Source organism: Brachybacterium sp. J153, from assembly GCF_036311905.1.
Taxonomy (GTDB): domain Bacteria; phylum Actinomycetota; class Actinomycetes; order Actinomycetales; family Dermabacteraceae; genus Brachybacterium.
This window is the reverse complement of record NZ_JAZDCH010000005.1, coordinates 54,145-74,572: the sequence shown is the minus strand read 5'-3', so window position 1 is coordinate 74,572 and position 20,428 is coordinate 54,145. Positions and strand designations below refer to the sequence as shown.

The 20,428-nt window shown below is 72.6% G+C and carries 20 protein-coding genes; 12 read left to right on the top strand and 8 right to left on the bottom strand.

The genetic code is table 11. The features are described from left to right. Positions 1-225: 225 nt before the first annotated feature. Positions 226-1,485: a Bcr/CflA family efflux MFS transporter gene (locus V1258_RS03260; RefSeq protein ID WP_329748333.1), complete on the bottom strand. Its 1,260-nt coding sequence runs from the start codon at positions 1,483-1,485 to the stop codon at positions 226-228. 183 nt (positions 1,486-1,668) lie between these two features. Between V1258_RS03260 and V1258_RS03255 the strand changes: the two genes are divergently transcribed. Both V1258_RS03255 and V1258_RS03250 read left to right on the top strand, forming a co-directional pair. Further along, on the top strand, positions 1,669-2,700 hold the full coding sequence (locus tag V1258_RS03255; protein ID WP_329748332.1) for an NAD(P)-dependent alcohol dehydrogenase: 1,032 nt from the start codon (positions 1,669-1,671) through the stop codon (positions 2,698-2,700). Further along, the gene (locus tag V1258_RS03250) at positions 2,697-3,371 is read left to right on the top strand and encodes an HAD family hydrolase (protein WP_329748331.1); all 675 of its coding nucleotides are present in this window, start codon (positions 2,697-2,699) and stop codon (positions 3,369-3,371) included. Before V1258_RS03255 ends, V1258_RS03250 begins: the two co-directional genes overlap by 4 nt. 16 nt (positions 3,372-3,387) lie before the next feature. On the opposite strand, the gene V1258_RS03245 is transcribed toward V1258_RS03250, so the two are convergent. Next, positions 3,388-3,813 (bottom strand): hemerythrin domain-containing protein, encoded by a 426-nt coding sequence (locus V1258_RS03245; protein ID WP_329748330.1) that lies wholly within the window; start codon positions 3,811-3,813, stop codon positions 3,388-3,390. Positions 3,814-4,016: 203 nt separating this feature from the next. Here V1258_RS03245 and V1258_RS03240 point away from each other — a divergent pair, with 203 nt between their 5' ends. Then, positions 4,017-4,760, top strand: a complete 744-nt coding sequence (locus tag V1258_RS03240) for a class I SAM-dependent methyltransferase (protein WP_329748329.1) — start codon at positions 4,017-4,019, stop codon at positions 4,758-4,760. A gap of 110 nt (positions 4,761-4,870) precedes the next feature. Further along, a complete protein-coding gene (locus V1258_RS03235) occupies positions 4,871-6,067 on the top strand; it encodes an MFS transporter (RefSeq protein ID WP_329748328.1) in 1,197 nt (398 codons plus the stop codon). 34 nt (positions 6,068-6,101) lie between these two features. Here the strand turns inward: V1258_RS03235 and V1258_RS03230 are convergent, their stop codons facing one another. From V1258_RS03230 to V1258_RS03220, 3 genes are all read right to left on the bottom strand, one after another. Next, positions 6,102-6,983, bottom strand: a complete 882-nt coding sequence (locus V1258_RS03230) for a helix-turn-helix domain-containing protein (protein ID WP_329748327.1) — start codon at positions 6,981-6,983, stop codon at positions 6,102-6,104. A 90-nt stretch (positions 6,984-7,073) separates the two neighbouring features. Continuing rightward, the gene (locus V1258_RS03225) at positions 7,074-7,835 is read right to left on the bottom strand and encodes a TrmH family RNA methyltransferase (protein ID WP_329748399.1); all 762 of its coding nucleotides are present in this window, start codon (positions 7,833-7,835) and stop codon (positions 7,074-7,076) included. A 79-nt stretch (positions 7,836-7,914) separates the two neighbouring features. Then, the gene (locus V1258_RS03220) at positions 7,915-8,709 is read right to left on the bottom strand and encodes an ABC transporter ATP-binding protein (protein WP_329748326.1); all 795 of its coding nucleotides are present in this window, start codon (positions 8,707-8,709) and stop codon (positions 7,915-7,917) included. 96 nt (positions 8,710-8,805) lie between these two features. On the opposite strand from V1258_RS03220, the gene V1258_RS03215 reads away from it, so the two are divergent. Both V1258_RS03215 and V1258_RS03210 read left to right on the top strand, forming a co-directional pair. Then, entirely contained in the window at positions 8,806-10,362 is a 1,557-nt protein-coding gene (locus tag V1258_RS03215; RefSeq protein ID WP_329748325.1) for an RNB domain-containing ribonuclease, read from the top strand. Further along, positions 10,359-11,150 carry a hypothetical protein gene (locus V1258_RS03210; protein WP_329748324.1) on the top strand — a complete coding sequence of 264 codons (792 nt, stop codon included), beginning with the start codon at positions 10,359-10,361 and terminating at the stop codon, positions 11,148-11,150. The genes V1258_RS03215 and V1258_RS03210 overlap by 4 nt, the downstream gene beginning before the upstream one ends. Positions 11,151-11,218: 68 nt before the next feature. On the opposite strand, the gene glgA is transcribed toward V1258_RS03210, so the two are convergent. Further along, positions 11,219-12,412 (bottom strand): glycogen synthase, encoded by a 1,194-nt coding sequence (gene glgA / locus V1258_RS03205; RefSeq protein WP_329748323.1) that lies wholly within the window; start codon positions 12,410-12,412, stop codon positions 11,219-11,221. 105 nt (positions 12,413-12,517) lie between these two features. Here glgA and glgC point away from each other — a divergent pair, with 105 nt between their 5' ends. After that, positions 12,518-13,759 carry a glucose-1-phosphate adenylyltransferase gene (gene glgC / locus V1258_RS03200; RefSeq protein WP_329748322.1) on the top strand — a complete coding sequence of 414 codons (1,242 nt, stop codon included), beginning with the start codon at positions 12,518-12,520 and terminating at the stop codon, positions 13,757-13,759. Continuing rightward, positions 13,756-14,418: a phosphoserine phosphatase SerB gene (serB, locus tag V1258_RS03195; protein ID WP_329748321.1), complete on the top strand. Its 663-nt coding sequence runs from the start codon at positions 13,756-13,758 to the stop codon at positions 14,416-14,418. The genes glgC and serB overlap by 4 nt, the downstream gene beginning before the upstream one ends. Positions 14,419-14,420: 2 nt before the next feature. Here the strand turns inward: serB and V1258_RS03190 are convergent, their stop codons facing one another. Together V1258_RS03190 and fabG are read right to left on the bottom strand one after the other, a co-directional pair. Then, positions 14,421-14,948: a SixA phosphatase family protein gene (locus tag V1258_RS03190; protein WP_329748320.1), complete on the bottom strand. Its 528-nt coding sequence runs from the start codon at positions 14,946-14,948 to the stop codon at positions 14,421-14,423. A 57-nt stretch (positions 14,949-15,005) separates the two neighbouring features. Then, positions 15,006-15,731, bottom strand: coding sequence for a 3-oxoacyl-ACP reductase FabG (fabG, locus tag V1258_RS03185; RefSeq protein ID WP_329746685.1), 726 nt, complete (start codon positions 15,729-15,731; stop codon positions 15,006-15,008). 148 nt (positions 15,732-15,879) lie between these two features. On the opposite strand from fabG, the gene V1258_RS03180 reads away from it, so the two are divergent. The 4 genes from V1258_RS03180 (at position 15,880) to V1258_RS03165 (ending at position 20,381) form a co-directional block, all read left to right on the top strand. After that, positions 15,880-18,018 (top strand): hypothetical protein, encoded by a 2,139-nt coding sequence (locus V1258_RS03180; RefSeq protein WP_329748319.1) that lies wholly within the window; start codon positions 15,880-15,882, stop codon positions 18,016-18,018. Positions 18,019-18,113: 95 nt separating this feature from the next. Continuing rightward, a complete protein-coding gene (locus V1258_RS03175) occupies positions 18,114-18,527 on the top strand; it encodes a hypothetical protein (protein WP_329746683.1) in 414 nt (137 codons plus the stop codon). After that, the gene (locus V1258_RS03170) at positions 18,524-19,591 is read left to right on the top strand and encodes an SURF1 family cytochrome oxidase biogenesis protein (protein WP_329748318.1); all 1,068 of its coding nucleotides are present in this window, start codon (positions 18,524-18,526) and stop codon (positions 19,589-19,591) included. The genes V1258_RS03175 and V1258_RS03170 overlap by 4 nt, the downstream gene beginning before the upstream one ends. After that, the gene (locus V1258_RS03165) at positions 19,563-20,381 is read left to right on the top strand and encodes a glycerophosphodiester phosphodiesterase family protein (protein ID WP_329748317.1); all 819 of its coding nucleotides are present in this window, start codon (positions 19,563-19,565) and stop codon (positions 20,379-20,381) included. The genes V1258_RS03170 and V1258_RS03165 overlap by 29 nt, the downstream gene beginning before the upstream one ends. Positions 20,382-20,428: the final 47 nt, after the last annotated feature.

The window sequence follows — 20,428 nt, the reverse complement described above, 5'->3', positions numbered from 1 at the left end:
CTGTACGCCGCGGAGGGGTGGCTCTCAAGGTGTCCTGGTCGTGACATCGAACGTATGTACGAAGTCTGCAGGAGGGGTGTGACAGGCGAGTCGGGGGCGTCTGCGGCAGGATCGGGGGATGCGTCCCGAGCCCCTTCCGCCCGGCGCGAGCGGACCTGGAGGAGCTGCGGCTGGTCCGCTGAGCCGGAACCGGGACGACCAGGCCGGAGCTCGACCCCGCGCCCGTCAGAGGGCGTCGAGCAGGCGCCGCCGGTCCAGCAGGTGCCAGCCCCACAGCAGCGCGCCCACCACCACATAGCCGAGCGCCGCGAGCGCCAGCACGGTGAGGCTGCCGGTGACCAGCGGGGCGACCACTCCGGAGAGCAGCGCGTTCATCACCAGGGTGAAGAAGGTGCCCAGCGAGGCCGCGGCGCCGCGCTGGTGCGGGAACAGGTCGAGGATCTCCAGCTGCATCGGGGCGAAGAACAGCGAGGCCGTGAAGGTCATCAGCATCGGCCCCACGAGCACCGGGATCAGGGAGGGGTCCAGGCCGCCCGACGGCGCCGGGACCAGCATCACCACCACCAGGTTGAGCACGGTGGTGATCAGCGTGCCGAGGAAGCCGAGGGTGATCAGACGGCTGCGGTCCATCGACTCGGCCACCCGACCGACCACGAAGGACCCGGCCATCATCCCGAGGATCAGGGGGCCGAAGAGCACCCAGAAGTCCTGCTCGCCGAGGCCCAGCAGGCGCACCACGACGATCGGGGCAGCGGCGACGAACACGAAGTGGGCGGCGAAGCCGAAGGCCGTCGCGAGCGCGATCCGCACCATCATCAGCGAGCGGCCCACCTCCCACAGTGACCCCAGCACCGCCCCGATCCGCAGCGGGATCCGCTGCTCGCGGGGCAGCGACTCGGGCATGAGCGCCGTCAGCACCAGGACGAGCACGCCGTAGAGGCCCACGCCCGCGAACACCCACCGCCAGTCCCCCAGCAGCATCAGCCAGCCGCCCAGCATCGGCGCGATCACCGGGGAGAGGGCGAAGATCATCATCACCCGGGCCATCAGGCGCTGTGCCTCGGCTCCCTCGAAGAGATCGCGGATCACCACGCGGGAGACGATCGTGGCGGCCCCCGCGCTGACGCCCTGCAGCACGCGCAGGGCGATGAGCATGCCCATGCCGGAGGCGAGCACCGCCCCGAACATCGCCAGGATGTAGATCGCGAGACCCGTGAGCATCACCGGCTTGCGGCCCAGCGCGTCCGAGAGCGGGCCGTGGAAGACGCTCATCACGGCGAAGGACGCGAGATACACGCTGATCAGCTGCTGCAGCACCACGTCCGAGGCGCCGAACTCCCCGCCGATCTGGGCGAAGGCGGGGAAGATCGTGTTGATCGTGAACGGACCCAGCATGCCCAGCGCGGCGAGGGTCAGCGTGATCCGGGCACCGCCGGCGCCCCGGGGTGCCGCAGGGGCGGAGCGGGACGGATCAGCGGTGGTCACCGCCCGATCCTAGTCGGGAGGACGACCGACGGGGCGGGGCGTCTCCGCGCCGCCCGGGCGCCGGTCGCCGGAGCGTCCACCCGTCGGCCGACGGGCCGGCCCGTAGGGGCGGACGCTCCTGACGCCCCCGCGTCGGCCGATGCCATGATGGGCGGACGCCCACCCCCGATGGAGGAGAAGAGCATGCGAGCACTGGTGCTGCACGAGAAGGGCCGGATGACCCTCGAGGACGTCCCCGCGCCGGGAGCGCCCGGACCCGGTCAGGTGCGCATCGGGATGCACACCGTCGGCATCTGCGCCTCGGACGTCCACTACTGGACCGACGGGAAGATCGGCCCGTTCGTGGTCGAGGCGCCGATGATCCTCGGCCACGAGGGCGCCGGCACCGTCCTCGAGGTGGGCGAGGGCGTCACCGGCCTCGCCGTCGGCGACCGCGTCGTCATGGAGCCGGGCGTGCCGGACCCCGCCTCCCGCGCCGTCAAGGAGGGCAACTACAACGTCGATCCCGGCGTCGAGTTCTGGGCCACCCCGCCGGTGCACGGCTGCCTCGCCGAGGAGGTGCTGCACCCCGCGGCGTACACGTACAAGCTCCCCGATGCGATGAGCTTCGCGGAGGGCGCGCTGATCGAGCCCTTCGCCGTGGGCATGTTCGCGGCGACCAAGGCCGAGATCTCCCCCGGGGACGTCGCGGCCGTCGTCGGCGGCGGCACGATCGGGATCATGACCGCGCTCGCAGCCCTCGCGGGCGGGGCGAGCCACGTGTTCCTCTCCGACGTGCTGCCCGAGAAGCTCGCGCTGCTCGACGGCATCGCCGGGATCACCACCGTGAACGCCAAGGAGCAGGACCTCGGCGAGGTGGTCCGCGAGGCGACCGGCGGCTGGGGCCCGCAGGTGGTCTTCGAGGCGACCGGCGCCGCGCCCGCCTACCGGGGGCTGTGGTCGCTGCCCGCACCCGGCGGACGCATCGTGTTGGTGGGCATGCCGGTGGACCCGGTGCCCTTCGACATCGCGACCGCGCAGAGCCGCGGGGTCTCGCTCGAGACGGTGTTCCGCTACGCGAACGTGCACCAGAAGGCGATCGACCTCGCCGCGAGCGATGCCGTGGACCTCTCCCGCTTCGTCAGCGAGACCTTCGCCTTCGAGGACTCGGTCGCCGCCTTCGAGCGCTTCCTCGAGGGCCGCCCGTCGGACGTGAAGATCCAGATCACCCTGTGAGGCGGCCGCCGCTGGTCCTCCTGGACCTGGACGGCACCCTGGTGGACCGGCAGCGGGCCTTCGAGGACTGGGCGCGGTCCTTCCTCGACGGGGTCGGTGCCGGTCCGGGTGACCTCGACTGGCTCGTGGAGGCCGATCGGGGCGGGTACCGACCGCGCGCCGAGCTCGCGGCGGAGATCCGCCGGCGGCTGCGCCCGGAGGTGACGGCGGAGGAGCTCCACGAGCACCTGTGCCTCGGTGTCGTGGAGGGCATCTCCGCCTATCCGGGGATCATCCCGGCGCTGCAGTCGCTGCGCGGGATCGGCGCGGAGCTGGTGCTGGTCACCAACGGCACGGTCGTGCAGCAGACGGCGAAGCTCGAGCGCACGGGTCTCGGTCGGCTGCTGGACCGGGTGGTGATCTCGGAGGCGGCCGGGGTGGCGAAGCCGGATCCGCGGATCTTCGCCCGCGCCGTCGACGGGATGGAGGCCCGCGGAGAGACCTGGATGATCGGTGATCATCCGACGGCGGACATCGAGGGAGGCCGCGCCGCGGGGTTCTCGACCGGCTGGGTCTCCCATGGGCGGCCGTGGCCCCACCCGTGGAAGCCGACGCTGTCCGCACCGACCACGGCGGAGCTCCTGCAAGCGCTCGTGAGCGGCGCCCGAGGACCGGTGTCGGGGCCGCTGTGAGCGACCCCGACGCGGCTCACAGCGTCCCCAGCACCTCTCCCGGGTCCGCGTCGAGGTCGAGGCCCTCGAGCACGGTGAGCAGCTGCCGCTCCTCGTAGCGGACGTGACTCTCCATGATCGCGGCGATGCCCTCGAGATGACCGGCGAGCACCGCCGGGGAGGAGCGTGAGGCCACCGCCGCCTGCAGACCGCCGAGCAGGTGGCCGAACATCGAGTGGTCCTGCTCGAGCGCGCGCAGCACCGGCGCGAGATCGGGACGGGCGGCCGCGATCGCCGGGAACAGGGTGCGGTCCTCGCCGGTGTGGTGGGCATCCAGCGCGCTGCAGAACCCGTGGCAGAACAGCAGCAGCTCCCGGGCGGGATCCGCGGCGGGATCCCCCCGATCCACGGCCTCGCGGGTGAGGTGCAAAGCTTCGCGCAGGCGCGCATGCACGCGCCTCATCTCCTGGCTCCAGGCGATGAGCCGGGCCGTCTCGCGCTCAGTCACGCGCGGACGACGGGGGCGACGAAGTCATCGTCGGACTCCCTCGGTTCGGCGCCTCCATGCCTGACACGGTCTGCCACCGGCACGCGACACTGGCGGGAACGCTACCAGAGCCGTGCAATCCGCTGGACGAGCGCGGCGGGCGGTGCCAGTCTCGGGCGATGAGCACCCACGAGACCACCCGCTCCGCCTGGGAGGACGCCTCCCAGAAGCACATGCGGGAGTACGCCGAGCACCTCGAGCAGGCCCGCACCTGGCGCCTGCTGCCGGTCGAGGAGGAGGTGCTCGGCCCGTTGCTCCCCGGCGCGGAGGTGCTGCACCCGCAGAGCGGTCACGGCCTCGACGACCACGCCCTGTGGCGGCTCGGAGCCGCCTCAGTGCTGGGGCTGGACTACAGCCCGACGGCGGTCGCGGCCGCGCAGCGCCGGGCCGACGAGCTCGGCGCGGCCTGCCGCTACGAGGTCGTCGAGCTGCCGGAGACCGGTCTCGACGGCGGGATCGCGGACGTGGTCTACACCGGCAAGGGCGCGCTGATCTGGATGGCGGACCTCGACGCCTGGGCGCGGGAGATGCACCGCCTGCTGCGGCCGGGCGGGCACCTGTTCGTGCTCGAGGCGCATCCGCTCGTGCCGCTGTGGGCGTGGGACGCCGACGTGGCGCGCGTGCGCGCGGATCGTGGCTACTTCGCGCCGAGCCACGTCAACGACACCTTCCCCGCCCGGGGTGCGGTCGAGCACCAGCGCACCCTCGCCGAGCTGGTGATGACCGTGCAGGGCGCGGGCTTCGAGCTGCAGCACCTGGCCGAGCACCCCGAGCCGTTCTGGCGGCCGGACGGGGAGGAGACCGCCGCCGCCTGGGACGGCCGGCTCCCGAACACGGTCAGTCTCCTCGCCCGGAGGGCCTGAGGAGCCCGCGAGGTGCCTGGGCCCTGCTGCCGGAAGGGGTGTCCTGACAGGTCCTCCCTGCCCGGCGCGGGTCCCCCTAGGGTTCCTGAGAGACTCCCGGAAGGAGCCCGATGACCGTCGATGCGCCGCGGCGCCCCCTCGCCGCCCGCCTGCTCGTGCCCTCCGCCGCCGTGCTGTGGGGGCTGCACTTCGCCCTCCTCGCCCCCGCGCTCGCCCTGATCCTGGCGACGCTGTATGACGCCTCCACCGCGGACATCGGCTGGGCGATCGCGATCTACAACGCCGGGGGCTTCCTGGCATCGATCCTGATCCCCGCCTGGGCGGATCGCAGCCGCTCCTACCTGCAGGTGCTGCTGCTCGCCGCGGTGCTCACGATCGCGCTCGCCGGGGTCCTCGCCGCGATCAGCTCCCTGGCCTGGGCCACGGCTGCCCTGGTGGTGCTCGGAGGGCCCGCGAGCCTCGGCACCACCATGCTGTTCGCGCACCTGCGGGACGACGGGGCGTCGACCTCCGCGATCGTCGACACCCGCGCGATCATCTCCGCCGCCTGGATGGCGGGGCCGCCGCTCGCGACGGCGATCATCGGCTGGGCGGGCGGGCGCGGGATCCTGGCCGCCCTCGTGGTGATCGCCGCGGCGAACATCGTGACCACGGTGCTGATGCTCCGCACCCGTCGGCCCGCCGGGGAGGAGGCGCCCGCGCCGACCCGCTCACCGCATGCCCTCCCGCCGGGAAGCCGCCTCGCGACCGTCGTCATCATCGGCGCGTTCGTGCTGTTCCAGGCGACGAACGCGACGGCGATGACCTTCATGACCCTCTACGTCACGCAGACTGTGGGGCTCACGGTGGTCTGGGCCGGCGTCGCTCTCGGCGTCGCGGCCGCCCTCGAGGTGCCGGCGCTGATGATCGTGGGACGGCTCGGGGACCGCATTCCCCATCTGACCCTGGTCGCAGTCGGGGCTCTATGTGCGGCCGTCTACTACCTCGGCCTCATGCTGGTCACGGAGCCGGTGCTGCTGCTGGCCCTGCAGCTGCCCAACGCGATCGGCTTCGCCGCGATCTCCGGGATCGGCCTCGCCCTGTTCCAGGACCTGATCCCGGGGGCGGGCATGTCCACCGGCCTGTTCATGAACGCTCGACGGGTCGGGGCGATCCTCTCCGGTCCGATCATCGCCGCGGGCGCCCTGCCGCTGCTCGGCCAGCGCGGGATCTTCGGGATCTGCGCGGTGCTAACCCTCCTGGGCCTCGCCCTGATCCCCCTCGCCAAGCGGTTCGCGCGAGCTCCCGAGCCGGAGCCCGCCAGCTGAGAGCCGTCGGCCGGGGCGGTCCCGCCCCAGGGGTTCAAGCCCGCTCCACCGCAGCGGTCCCGCCGGCGGCCGGGGCGGGAGAGGTCTCCGCGAGGCTGCCCAGCAGGCGCAGCCGGTCCGCACTGGGGGTGTCCGGCGCGGCGGTGTACCCGAAGAGGAACCAGTCGGGATGGGCGGGCAGGGCCATCGCCTCGTAGCCGAGCTCGAGGTCGCCCACCTCGGGATGGCGGATGCGCTTGCTGCCGGTGCGGTGGTGGCGCACGTCGTGCGCCGCCCAGCGCACCCGGAAGTCGTCGCTGCGGGTGACCAGCTCGCCGATCAGGTCGGTCAGGCGCCTGTCCCGCGGGCTCTGGCCGGCATAGGTGCGCAGGGTGGCGACGATGCCGGAGGCGTTCTCCTCCCAGTCGGGGAAGAACGTGCGGGACGCGGGGCTGAAGAAGACGAAGCGCGCGGTGTTCCCCCGGGCGGCGGGATCGCTGATCACCGGGGCGTACAAGGCACGGCCGATGGGGTTCGCGGCGATCAGGTCCATGCGGCGGTCCCGCATCCACACCGGCACGGGGATCGCGTCGACGAAGCGCTGCAGGCTCGGCGGGACCTCGGTCTCGGCGGGTCTGACCCGTCGGCGCGCCGGCGGGCCCGCGGCCTCCGCCAGGTCGTGCAGGTGGTCGGACTCCGCCTCGTCGAGCTGCAGGGTGCGGGAGATCGCCTCGAGCACCTCCGGGGAGACGCCGCGCAGGTCACCGCGCTCGATCCGCGCGTAGTACTCGACGCTGATGCCCGCGGCCATCGCGACCTCCTCGCGGCGCAGCCCGGGGACGCGCCGCCGACCGCCGCCGAGGATCCCCGCCCGTTCGGGCGTGATCCGATCGCGACGCGTGCGCAGGAAGTCGCTCACCTCTGCTCGATGGTCCATGGCGATACCGTACGGCGGCGGGCGGGCACGAGGGAGGACCTGCGGGGGCACCCCTGCCCGCTCCCGACGGGCCGGACCGGACCCCTCGCGTCAGCTGCCGGCCGCGGCCCGTCGCTGCCAGAACACGACCGCGCTCGCCGCGGCGACGTTCAGGGAGTCCACTCCCCCGGCCATCGGGATCACCACGTGCTCGTCGACGGCGCGAAGGGTCGCGGGCTTCAGGCCGTGCCCCTCTGCGCCGAGGACCAGGGCGACCTTCCGATCCGCCCCGAGATCGACCTCGTCGAGGGAGCGGGCTCCGTCGGTCAGCGCAAGGGCGAGCACGTCGAAGCCCGCCCCGTGCAGCACGTCGATCCCGTCGCCGGGCCAGGCGGGCAGGCGGGCCCACGGCACCTGGAAGACCGTGCCCATGGACACGCGGATCGAGCGGCGGTACAGCGGGTCGGCGCACTGCGGCGTGACGAGCACCGCGTCCACGCCGAGCGCGGCGGCGGAGCGGAACATCGCGCCGACGTTCGTGTGGTCGACGATGTCCTCGAGCACGGCGACGGTGCGGGCGCCCGCCAGCAGCTCTGCGACGTCCGGCAGCTCGGGCCGCTGCATGGCCGCGAGCGCGCCGCGGTGCAGGTGGAAGCCGGTGAGGTGCTCGATCAGCGCCTCCTCCCCCACGAAGACGGCCGCCTCGGGGAAGCGCTCGTAGAGCGGGGCGAACTTCGGAAGCCATTTCTCGCTCATGAGGAAGGAGCGGGGCGTCATCCCGGCGTCCATCGCGCGGGAGATCACCTCGTAGCTCTCGGCCATGAACAGGCCGCGCTCGACCTCGACGCGGGAGCGGAGCTTGACGTCCGTCATCCGCAGGTAGTCGTCGAGCGCCGGGTCGGCGAGATCGGTGATCGGGCGCAGCTGCTCGCTGCGGTCCTCCGTCACCGGGTCAGTCCAGGGACAGCGAGCGGGCGGTGAAGCGCTCCCCGCGCTGCTCGACCACGAGCGGCAGCCCGAAGGTGCGGGTGAGGTTCTGGGAGGTGAGGGTCTCGGCGATGGGGCCGGCCGCCACGATCTTCCCCTCGCGCACCAGCGCCGCGTGGGTGTACCCCGGCGGGATCTCCTCGACGTGGTGGGTGACCAGCACGGTCACGGGGGTCGCCGGGTCCTTCGCGAGGCGCCCGAGGGAGCGCACCAGGCCCTCGCGGCCGCCGAGGTCGAGGCCCGCCGCGGGTTCGTCGAGGAGCAGCAGCTCGGGGTCGGTCATCAGGGCACGGGCGGCGAGGACGCGCTTGCGCTCGCCGGTGGAGAGGGTGCCGAACATGCGGTCCGCGAGGTGGCCGACGCCGAAGGCGGCCAGCAGCGTGCTCGCCCGCTCGGTGTCCATCTCGTCGTAGGACTCCTGCCAGCGGCCCACGATCGAGTAGCCCGCCGTCACGACCACGTCGAGGGCCTTCTCCTCGACGGGGACGGTGTCGGCCAGCTCCTGGCTGGCCAGACCGATCAGCGGGCGCAGTTCGAAGATGTCCACCCGTCCCAGCTGCTCGCCGAGGATGGTGACGGTGCCGCTCGTGGGGTGCAGGCGGGTGGAGAGCAGCCTCACCAGAGTCGACTTGCCGGCACCGTTGGGGCCGAGGACCGCCCAGCGCTCGCCCTCGTGGATCTCGAGGGACACGGAATCGAGGATGTTGCGACCGCTCCGGCGGACGACGACATCGGAGAAGGAGGCAGCTGCGACGGACATGATCCGAGCCTATCGTCAGCAGGGCGTCGGGGTCGGCACCGACCGGCCGCCGCGCCCCTAGACTGACCGCACCCCAGCCGCCGCCCAGGAGGTCCTGTGCCGCATCGCCCCGTCTCCCTGCACGCCCCACGAGGATCGGTCGCCGCCGACGTGATCCGCGAGGGGATCGACGCCCTGCTCGCCCGGGACGGTGAGGAGGTCCCGCTCGTCTTCCCGGCCGAGGTGCTCGCCGCGGCCGAGGCGGCCGCCGCCCGGGATCCCGCCGCAGAGGAGCGCGTCGATCGCATCGACGTCCCCTTCGTCACCCTCGACCCCGCCTCCTCCACGGACCTCGACCAGGCGATGCACCTCGAGCGGCAGGGCGACGGCTTCCAGGTGCTCTACGCGATCGCCGACGTGCCGTTCTTCGTCGACCTCGACGGCCCGATCGATCACGAGGCCCGCCGCCGCGGCGAGACCCTCTACCTGCCGGACCGACGGATCCCGCTCCACCCCGAGGTGCTCTCGGAGGGTGTCGCCTCGCTGCTGCCGGACCAGACCTGCCCCGCCTTCGTGTGGGTGCTCGACCTGGACGCGCGCGGCGAGGTGCGGAGCGTCGACCTCGAGCGGGCGCTGGTCCGCTCCACCGCCAAGCTCGCCTACGACCAGGTGCAGCAGGAGCTGGAGACGGGCGAGGGCCACCCCACGATGCTCCTGCTGCAGGAGATCGGCGGCCTGCGCACGGCGCTCGAGGCCGAGCGGGGTGGGGCGAGCCTGAACGTCCCCGAGCAGGAGGTCATCGCCGAGGACGACTCGGTGCGGCTCACCTGGCGCCGGCCTGCCCCGATCGAGGACGCCAACGCCCAGATCTCCCTGATGACGGGGATGGCCGCGGCCTCTCTCATGCTCGAGCACGGGGCGGGGATCCTGCGCACCATGCCCGCCGCCGAGCAGCGGGCCGTGGAACGCTTCCGGCGGCAGAGCGAGGTGCTCGGCGTGCCCTGGCGCAGCGACCAGGCCTACGGCGAGTTCCTCCGCACCCTCGACTGGCGCGAGCCCTCCCATCTGGCGCTGCTGAACCAGGCCACCTCGCTGTTCCGCGGCGCCTCCTACGCGGCGTTCACCCGACCCGAGGAGATCCCCGAGGATCCCGTGCAGGCCGCGATCGCCGCTCCATATGCCCACACCACCGCTCCCCTGCGCCGGCTCGTGGACCGCTTCGTGCTGCTGATCTGCCACGCCCATGCCCAGGGCCACGCCCCGGCCCCGGAGCTGCTCGCCGCCCTCGGGGAGATCCCCGGGGCGATGCAGGAGACCGGTCAGCGAGCCGGAAATCTCGAGCGGCGCGCCCGCGAGCTCGTCGAGACCCTCGCCCTCGCCGCCTGGGAGGGCGAGACCTTCGACGCCACCGTGATCGAACGGCGCGAGGCGAGCGAGGGCCGGGACGGCGAGGGCGGCGCTCCGACCCGCGTCGAGGTCCAGCTGCTCGACCCGCCGGTCACCGCGTGGGTGCCGATGGACGCCGAGCCCGGCACCGTGGTGCGGGTGCGGCTCGAGTCCGTGGACCCGACGCAGCGCACGGCCGAGTTCGTCGCCGCCGACGGGGCTGGTTCCGACGACGGGGCGGGCACCATCGACCCGGCGGATCCGGCTCACTCCCCGGAGTCCTCGTGAGCGAGCCGGGCGGTCGCGACCTCGTCGCCCTCCCCCGCGCCGCCGTGCTGATGTTGTGGGCCTCCGCCTACCTGCGCGGCGATGTCGGACCCGACGACGTCACGGAGCTCTCGATCGGCGCGGACCGCTCCGGGCCCAGTGGCCAGGGCGAGGACCTCTTCGATTGGCTCACCGCGCTGCGTCGGCTTCCCCTCCCGCAGCTGCGCCTGGTGCTCCCGGCGCCCGGCCGCATCGCCGGACTGGTGGGTCCGCCGCAGGCCCTCCCCGCGGCGCTCGAGGCGGAGCAGGCGATCGTCGTGACCGCCGCGGGCATCGCCGACCACACGCTCGTGCCGCTCGTGACCGAGGTGCCGGAGAGCGCCCGTCCGATGCATGCCGTGACCTGGATGCGCTTCCCCGCCCCGCTCGGCGCGCAGGTGCCGCCGCCGGCGAGTTCCGGCAGCGCCCGCGAGGAACTGCTGCACGCCCTGCGACGCACCGCCGAGGGCAGCGTCGACCTCGATCTCGTCCCCGACGAGCCGGTCGAGCTCGCCCGGGTCCCCGCGACCTGGACCACGACGGGCCTGCCGCGGCATCTCGAGGCCGGGACCGCCCACCTGCTGGTCCTCGCGGCCCGCACCCTGCTGCTCACCCGCAGCGAGATCGAGGAGGGGCACGGGCACACGCAGCACCTCGCCGAGGCCCTCGCCCGCCGTGGACTCCTCGACGAGCTGCACGACGCGGCACGGTCGGCGCTCGTCGAGGTCATCGAGCGGATCGTCACCGCGGAGACCGACGGCATCGGCTGACCGCCGGGCGGGCCGACGGGTCGCGCCCCGTCGACCTCCGCCGACAGCACCGGCTCAGCCGGGCGGGCTCAGCCGTGCTGGGCGATGACCTCCCGGTACACCTCGAGGGTGCGCTCGGCGATCGAGGACCAGGAGAAGTGCTCCGCCGCACGACGCCGCGAGGCCTCCCCCATCTCCTGCGCCCGGACCGGGTCCGAGACCATGCGCACCAGGGCGTCGCGCAGGTCCGCGACGAAACGATCCGGGTCCACCGGGGTGCCGGTGCCGTCGGTGACCTGCTCGAGCGGAACCAGATAGCCCGTCTCTCCGTCCACCACGACCTCGGGGATGCCACCGGTGGCGGAGGCGACCACCGGGATGCCGCAGGCCATCGCCTCGAGGTTCACGATGCCGAGCGGCTCGTAGATGCTGGGGCACACGAAGGTCGTCGCGTGGCTGAGGATCTGGGTCAGCTCGTGCCGGGGCAGCATCTCGGTGATCAGGTGGACCGTGCCGCGCTCGGCGGCGAGCTCGCGGACCAGACCGTCCACCTCGGCGGCGATCTCCGGGGTGTCCGGCGCGCCGGCGCAGAGCACCACCTGGTACTCGGCGGGCAGTTCGCGCACCGCGCGCAGGAAGTAGGGCAGGCCCTTCTGGCGCGTGATCCGGCCGACGAAGACGATCGTCGGCGCCTCCGGGTCGATGCCGCGGGAGGTCAGGGCCGAGGTCTCCGGGTTCGGCTGCCAGACGTCGACGTCGATGCCGTTGTGGACCACATGGACCTTGGCCGGGTCCACGCCCGGGTAGGCGCGCAGGATGTCCTCGCGCATCCCGGCGGAGACGGCGATGATCCCGGCGGCGCCCTCGTAGGCGGTGCGCTCGGCGAAGGAGCTGACGCGGTAGCCGCCGCCGAGCTGCTCGGCCTTCCAGGGACGCAGCGGCTCGAGCGAGTGCGCCGAGAGCACGTGCGGCATCCCGTGCAGGAGGGACGCCATGTGGCCGGCGAAGTTCGCGTACCAGGTGTGGGAGTGGACCAGGTCCGCGCCCGCGCAGTCCGCGGCGATCAGCAGATCGGTACCGAGGGTCGAGAGGGCGGCGTTGGCGCCCTCGAGCTCGACGGGGGTGGTGTAGGAGCGGGTGTCCTTCTCGTCGCGCTCCGCGCCGAAGGCCCTCACCTGCACCTCCACGTGCTCCCGCAGCACCCGGGTGAGCTCGGCGACGTGCACGCCGGCCCCTCCGTAGATCTCCGGCGGGTACTCCTTCGTCAGCAGGTCCACGCGCATGTCCCGACCCCTCTCCTGATCCTCTGGTCCACCGGCACCGCCCGCCGTCGATCGACGTCCGCGATCCCGGCGTGACCGGTGCCACGTCTGCACTATCCTCGCATTATGTCCTCCAAGAAGGTCCTCGCCATCGTCCTCGCCGGCGGAGAGGGGAAGCGGCTGATGCCGCTGACCCTGGATCGTGCGAAGCCTGCCGTCCCCTTCGGCGGCATCTATCGTCTGATCGACTTCGCCCTGTCCAACATCGTCAACTCGGGCTACCTCCGAGTGGTCGTGCTGACCCAGTACAAGTCCCATTCCCTGGACAAGCACATCGCGCAGACGTGGCGGATGAGCTCCCTGCTCGGGAACTACGTCGCTCCCGTCCCCGCGCAGCAGCGCCTGGGCAAGCACTGGTTCCGCGGGAGCGCCGACGCGATCGCGCAGTCCCTCAACCTGATCCGCGACGAGAAGCCCGAGCACGTGCTCGTGGTCGGGGCCGACAACATCTACCGGATGGATTTCTCGCAGATGCTCGAGGCGCACATCGCCTCCGGGAAGTCCTGCACCGTCGCCGCGATCCGCCAGCCGCTCGAGCTCTCCGACCAGTTCGGTGTGATCGAGACCGACCCGGCGGACCCGACCACCATCAAGGCCTTCGTCGAGAAGCCGACGGAGACGGAGGGGCTCGCCGACGACCCCACCCAGATCCTCGCCTCGATGGGCAACTACATCTTCGACGCGGATGCCCTGGTCGAGGCCGTGACCCGCGACGCGGAGGACGACTCCTCGGCGCACGACATGGGCGGCAACATCGTCCCCGGTTTCGTCGCCGCGGGCGATGCGGCGGTCTACGACTTCATCCGCAACGACGTCCCCGGCTCGACGGACCGCGACCGCGACTACTGGCGGGACGTCGGCACGCTCGACGCCTTCTACGACGCGCACATGGACCTGATCGCCGTGCATCCGGTGTTCAACCTGTACAACAGCGACTGGCCCACCTTCACCGGCCACCGCAACGAGCCGCCGGCGAAGTTCGTGCACGCCGGGCCCGGCCGCGTGGGGACGGCGGTGGACTCCGTGATCTCGCCCGGCGTGGTGATCTCCGGTGCGCAGGTCTCCAACTCCGTTCTCTCCCCGGGTGTACGGCTGAACTCCTGGTCGACGGTCTCCGACTCGGTGCTGATGGACAACGTGACCGTCGGACGGCACTGCCAGATCCACCGCGCGATCATCGACAAGGACGTGATCATCCCGCCGCGCACGCAGATCGGTCTGGATGCCGCCGCCGACCTCGCCCGGGGCTGGGTGGTCACCGAGTCCGGGATCACCGTGATCGGCAAGGGAACGGTCATCGAACCGTGAGCGGGACGGTGCGCACGGCGACGGGCCTGCTCGTGTCCGACGTCGACTCGACCTTCCTCACGCAGGAGGTGATCGAGCTCGTCGCCGAGCACGCGGGAGTGCGGGACCGGGTCGAGGAGATCACCACCGCCGCCATGCGCGGGGAGCTCGACTTCTCCCAGTCGCTGCGCGCCCGGGTGGCGCTGCTCGAGGGGCTCGAGGAGTCGGTGCTCGCCGAGGTGCGGGCGGTGCTCGTGCCGACGCCAGGCGCGCTCGAGCTGATGGCCCGGGCGCGGGCCGCCGGCTGGGTGACGGCTCTCGTCTCCGGAGGCTTTCACGAGATCATCGATCCCCTCGCCGCCGAGACGGGCATCGATCACGTGCTCGCCAACCGCTTCGAGATCGTCGACGGTCGCTTCACCGGCAAGGTCAGCGGTCCGATCATCGACGGCGAAGCGAAGCGGCGCACCCTGCTGGAGCTCGCCGAGCGCTACGGGCTGCCGCGCGAGCGGGTGGTCGCGATGGGCGACGGCGCGAACGACCGGCTGATGGTCGAGGAGGCGGGGACCGGTATCGCGTTCCGGGCGAAGCCCGCGCTGCGTGAGGCGGCCGACGTGATCCTCGACGGCGAGTCGCTGTTGGACGCCTGGCCGCATCTGGAGGCCGCTGCCTCCCGCTGACCTCAGGGGCGCACGATGGTATGCAACGTGAGCCCGTCCTCGTCGAGGTCCTGCCAATGGGGCAGCGCGCCGGACAGCACTCCCATCGCCCCCGTCGGCATGCCGATGCGGGCCTGTGCCTCGGCCCCCGAATCGGAGTCCTCGGCGGCGAGATGGGAGATCACCGAGGAGATCGTCGGCTCGTGCCCGATGACCAGCAGCACGGAGTGCTTGTCCTTCACCTCGCGGATGAGGGCGAGGAGCTCGCGGCCGCCGCCGGTGTAGATGTCCTCGTGGAAGGTCACCTTGCCGTCGAAGGACGGCATCGTCGAGAGCACCGCCTCCCAGGTCTCGGTGGTGCGCCGGGCGTCCGAGACGAGCACCCGCGAGACCCGCACGTTCTGGGACTCGAGGTACTCCCCGACCAGTTGGGCCTGGGACCGGCCGCGGTCGGCGAGGGGACGCTCGTGGTCCGCGACGCCGGTGCCGCTGTCGGCCTTGCCGTGACGCATCAGGAGCAGGAGGCGACTGTCGGGGTCCGAGGATGACATGGGGCTGCGTTCACGCCTTCGTTCGTTCGATGGGGAGGGGCCGGTCGAGGGCCGGGCTCAGTGTCCCATGCCGAGGCCGCCGTCGACGGGGATGACGGCGCCGGAGATGTAGGCCGCGTCGTCGCTCGCGAGGAAGGACACGACGCGTGCGACCTCGGCCGGATCGGCGAAGCGGCCCGCCGGGATGGCCTTGCGGTACGAGGCCTGGAGATCCTCGGAGAGAGCCTGGGTCATCTCGGTGTCGATGTAGCCGGGGGCGAGGACGTTCGCGGTGATGCCGCGCGAGCCGAGCTCGCGGGTCAGCGCGCGGGCGATGCCGACGAGCCCGGACTTCGAGGCGGCGTAGTTGACCTGACCGGGCGAGCCGTAGAGGCCGACGACCGAGGAGATCAGCACGATGCGGCCCTTCTTCTTGCGCACCATCGACTTGATGACGCGCTGGACGACACGGAAGGAGCCGGTGAGGTTCGTGTCGATGACGTTCTCGAAGGACTCATCGCTCATGCGCAGCAGCAGCTGGTCGTCGGTGATGCCGGCATTGGCCACGAGGACCTCGATCGGGCCGTGCGCCGACTCGGCGGCGGCGATCGCCGCATCGAGGGAGGCGCCGTCGGTGACATCCGCGGCGACGGTGAGCGCACCCTCGGGACCGCCCTCGCCCGAGCGGCTGGTGACTGCCACCCGGTCGCCGCGGCGCAGGAACTCCTCGGCGATGGCGCGGCCGATGCCGCGGTTGCCGCCGGTGATCAGGACGCTGCGGGGCTCGTGGGGGGCGTCGGACATCGGGGGCTCCTTGCTGGTCGGCATCGTTCGGCACGCTTCGGGGATGCATCTCCCGCGGCGCAGTGTGCTCTACGATACGGTGCGAGAGAGTGTCGGGGTTCTTGGGGGAAGCCCGTCCGTGGATACAGCCTCTGGAAGGTGCTGCCTGATGGCCTACCGATTCAATCCTCCGCCGAACTGGCAGATCGACGATCCCAACTGGACCCCGCCGCCCGGGTGGCAGCCGGATCCGGCCTGGGGTCCCGCCCCCGAGGGCTGGAACTTCTGGGTCGAGGGCGAGGCCGCCCCGGCCGATCAGGCGTCCGTCGAGCAGGCCCCTGCCGAGCAGCCCGTGGCTCCCGCCGACGAGCCGAGCGCCCCCGCCCAGGAGGCGCCGCTCGCCGAGGACGCGGCTGCCGCGCCCGCCGTCGAGGAGCAGGACGATGCCACGCGGATCGTCTCCGCGGGTTCCGTCGCCCCGAGCGGCGAGGACCTGTCCCCCGCCGCTGAGGCTCCGCAGGCCGAGGCTCCGCACAGCGAGACTCCGCAGGGCGACGCGCCGGCGGACTCCGGGATCGCTGCGGAGGGCGAGGCCCTCCCCGCCGAGCAGGCACCGTTCGGCAGCCAGGAGTCCACCGACTCCGAGCCCGCGGCCGCCCCCGAGTACACCGGGAGCTACGCCGGGGCCGCGGACGCCTACGGCTCGAGCGCGTCCGGGTCTGCGGACGCGTCCGACGCGTCCTCCTCCGACTTCGCGGTGGCCGAGGAGCCGTCCGCTCCGGTCGAGGACAGCGACTCGGGCACCGAGGACTCCGCTCCCGCGTCGGCCGCGACCGCAGGCACCGTGGGCGCCGGGGCCGTCGGAGCCGGAGCCGCCGCTGCCTATGCCGGTTCCCATCGCGGGGAGCCCCGTGATGAGCAGCCGCTGGCCACCGACGCCGAGACCGGTGCCGGCGCCGAGGCGACCGGAACCGAGTCCGAGCTGCCGTCGGCGGAGGAGCCTGCGCTCGTCGATGCCGACGCGACCCACATCGCCGGGACCGATCAGCAGGCCGCAGCCGCTCCGGTCTTCGATGACGACGCCACGCACGTCGCCAGCACCGATCAGCAGGCCCAGGTTGCCGGCGGAACCGAGGCCTCGGCCACGGGCGCGAGCGAGACGGCCGAGTACCAGGGACCCGATCTGCAGGCGGACCTCGCCCAGCAGGCCCCGTACGAGACCGCGACCGGCGCCGAGCAGCAGGGCTCCGCTCCGGCCGAGCAGGGACAGGATGCGGCGGCCGCGGCGCCGGCCTACGGACAGGATGGCGGCATGACCAACGGATACGGCCAGCAGGGCGGCTACGGGGACCAGTCCTCGTCGGGCTACGGCCAGCAGGACTCCGCCGACGGCTACGGCCAGGCCTCCCCCGCCGGATACGGCCAGCAGGACCAGGCCGCCGGCTACGGCCAGGCGTCTCCCGCCGGCTACGGCCAGGCGTCTCCCGCCGGCTACGGCCAGGCGTCCCCCGCCGGCTACGGCCAGGGCTCCGCGTCGGACTACGCCGCCCCGGCCTTCGGCCAGGGCTCGCCGGCCACGTCGCCCGGGGGCTGGACCGCCACGACCGGCCCGAACGAGGCGCCGAAGAAGGGCGTCATCGCCCGCTTCTGGTGGGTGGGCTGCATCGCCCTCGTCCTCGTGTTCGCTCTGATCGCGGCCATCGTCGGCATCGTCCTGTTCTCGCGGAGCGGGAACGACGAAGCCGGCGGCGGCGGGGATCAGACGACGACCGCCGAGGAGACCACCGTCGAGGAGGATCCCACCGCCACGGAGGAGGAGCCCACCGACGAGGAGACCACCGAGGACGAGGAGGAGTACGTCTCCCCCGATCCGACCACCCCGGTGCCGACCATGCCTGCTGAGGGCGCCCAGACCCAGGAGGTCATCAGCGACACCGGTACCGCGAACGTCACCGTGCACATGCAGTGGCAGACCGCGGAGAACCTGCCCAGCAGCTACGGCGGCACCATTGAGCCGGCCGAGTTCGGCGAGTACCTCGTCGTCACCGCGCAGATCGAGGTCACCGAGGGCGAGATGGACTTCCCGTCCTTCTACTGGGAGCTGAACACCCCCTACGGCGGCACCGTCAGCGAGTCCATCGAGACCTACTCCCTCGCCGACAACGGCCGGGACTACGACAGCCTCTACCCGTTCAAGGCCGGGGAGACCTACACCTACATCCTGCTGTACGACGTGCAGCGGGCCGGTGGCAACAAGCTCGTCTACAACAACTGGACCGACGAGTACACCTGGGACGTCGTTGCGTGAGTCCGCGCTTCAACCCCCCGCCCAACTGGCCGGAGCCCCCGCATGACGGGTGGACCCCTCCGGACGGCTTCCGGCCCCCGCACGCGTGGGGGCCGGTGCCGGCGGGATGGCGTCTGTGGCTGCCGGACGAGCCCCTCGCCCGCACCGCACCGCCGCTGCTGGACTCCGTCGATGTCCCCGCGAGCGGTGCCCGCCCCCGGGCTCGCGTCGACACCTACCCCGTCTCCGTCCTCAACCCGGGGATGTGGTCCCAGAACCATCTCGAGGACGAGGACTACGGCTTCCCGCCGGCGAAGCCCGAGAAGCGGCGTCCGCGCCTGCGCCTCGGCATGACGATCACGGTGACGGCCCTCGGATTCGTCCTCGCCGCCCTCACCGCGATCGTCTTCGTACGGCTCGTCGACTTCGCCGTTGACGACCTCATCGGCGTGCTCACCGAGGCCTCCGGGCACCTGGGGGCCGTCACCGCGATCGAGGGAGACCAGGCGCGCACGCCGGACGCCCCATGACCGGTCCGCTGCACCCCGCTCCCCCGACGGCGAGTGCGGGGAGCGACGCCTCGCCACGGGTCTCCTGGCGCCGAGTGCTCCTCAGCCGAGAGACCCTCGTCGGTCTGCTCCTCGTGACCCTCGCCGCCACCGTCTGCCTGGGCCTCGGCCGCTGGCAGTGGCACCGCTTCGAGGAGCGCCGCGCCGAGGCCGCCGTCATCGAGGCCAACTACGACGCGGATCCCGCCGCCCTCTCCCGGCTGCTGCCCACCCCGGGCAGCACGCTCGCGGCCGAGGACGACTGGCAGCGCGTGGAGCTCCGCGGCGAGTACTGCACCGACCCGGGCTGCGTGCTCTACGTCCGCAACCGCCAGTACGGCGGCGCCACCGGTTTCTATCAACTGGTCCCCTTCCGGGCCGAGGACGGCACCGTTCTGCTGATCGTGCGCGGCTGGGTCGACTCCCAGGACTCCGCCTCGCAGCCCGACGACCCTGCCCCCGTCCCCGCGGGAGAGCTCACCCTCACCGCCCGGGTGCGGCCCGCCGAGCGGGTCCTGGATCGTGAGCGCCCCGAAGGCCAGGTCCACTCGATCAACCCCCAGCAGATCGCCGCGGACCTCCCCCTCGACGGCGAGATGGTCACCGGTGCCTACGCGGTGCTCGATGCCGAGCAGCCGGATTCCGCCCGCCCGATCGCCCTGCGCGCTCCCGACACCTCGCTCGGCCCCCATCTCTCCTACACCGTGCAGTGGGTGCTCTTCGCGATCTTCTTCCCCGCGGCGCTGGTGTACGTCCTGCGACGCCGACTGCAGGATGAGCGCGACGCCGTCGCCGCCGAGAGGTCCGGTCCCGCGGACGAGTCGGCACCCGCCCCGGGGACGACCCCGACCATGCCGGAGCCCGCCCCGGCCACGGTCGCGGCGGCTGGGGGCTCCACGACGGAGCTCTCGAGCGAACAGAGCACGAGCCGCGGCCGCCCCCGTCGGACCCGCACCAGCACCCAGCCCCGGACCGTCGCCCGTGCGCGACGCCGAGGCCAGGACGAGGAGGAAGAGGATGCCCTCATCGATCAGCAACAGCCCTGAGGGGCGACCGCACTCGCGTTTCCTGCCCGGGTCCCGGCCGCGGCGGATCGCGCACCGGGGGCTCGTCGCGGACGGCGCCGAGAACACCCTCGGGGCCTTCGAGCGCGCGATCGCCGCGGGCGCCGACGTCCTCGAGACCGACGTGCGCGCCACCGCGGACCACCTCGCGCTGACCGTCCACGACCCCGATCTGCAGCGGATCGCCGGGGACCCCCGCCGCATCGCGGAGCTCAGCGCCGAGGAGGCAGGCGCCATCCGCCTCGCGGGCGAGGAGCCGCTCGCGATGCTCGAGGACGTGCTCGGAGGCTTCCCCGAGGTCCAGGTCAACGTCGACGTCAAGGTTCCCGAGGCCATCGGGCCGACCGTCGCGGCCATCGCCCGCACCCGCAGCGCCGACCGCATCTGCCTGACCAGCTTCCACGACGTCGTGGCGCGCAAGGCCGTCGCGACGGTGAAGGCCGCCACCGGGGTCACCCCGGTCCGCTCCCCCGGCCGCGCCACGATCGCCGCCTTCCTCGCCGCCCGCGCCGTCGAGGCGCCCGACCGGGTCATCGCCCGGATCCTGCGGCCCTTCGGCGCGCTCCAGGTGCCGGAGACCTACCAGGGCGTGCCCATCGTCACCCCCGCGAACATCGCGGCCGCTCACCGCGCCGGCTGCGAGGTGCACGTGTGGACGGTGGACGACCCGGAGCACATGCGGCATCTGCTGGTCAGCGGCGTGGATGGTATCATCACCAATCGCGTCGATCTGCTCTCGGAGCTCCTCTCCGGGCAGGCCGACGGCGCGTGACCGACGGTCCGCCGCGGGCACCGGTCCCCCGACCGGAACGGGAACAG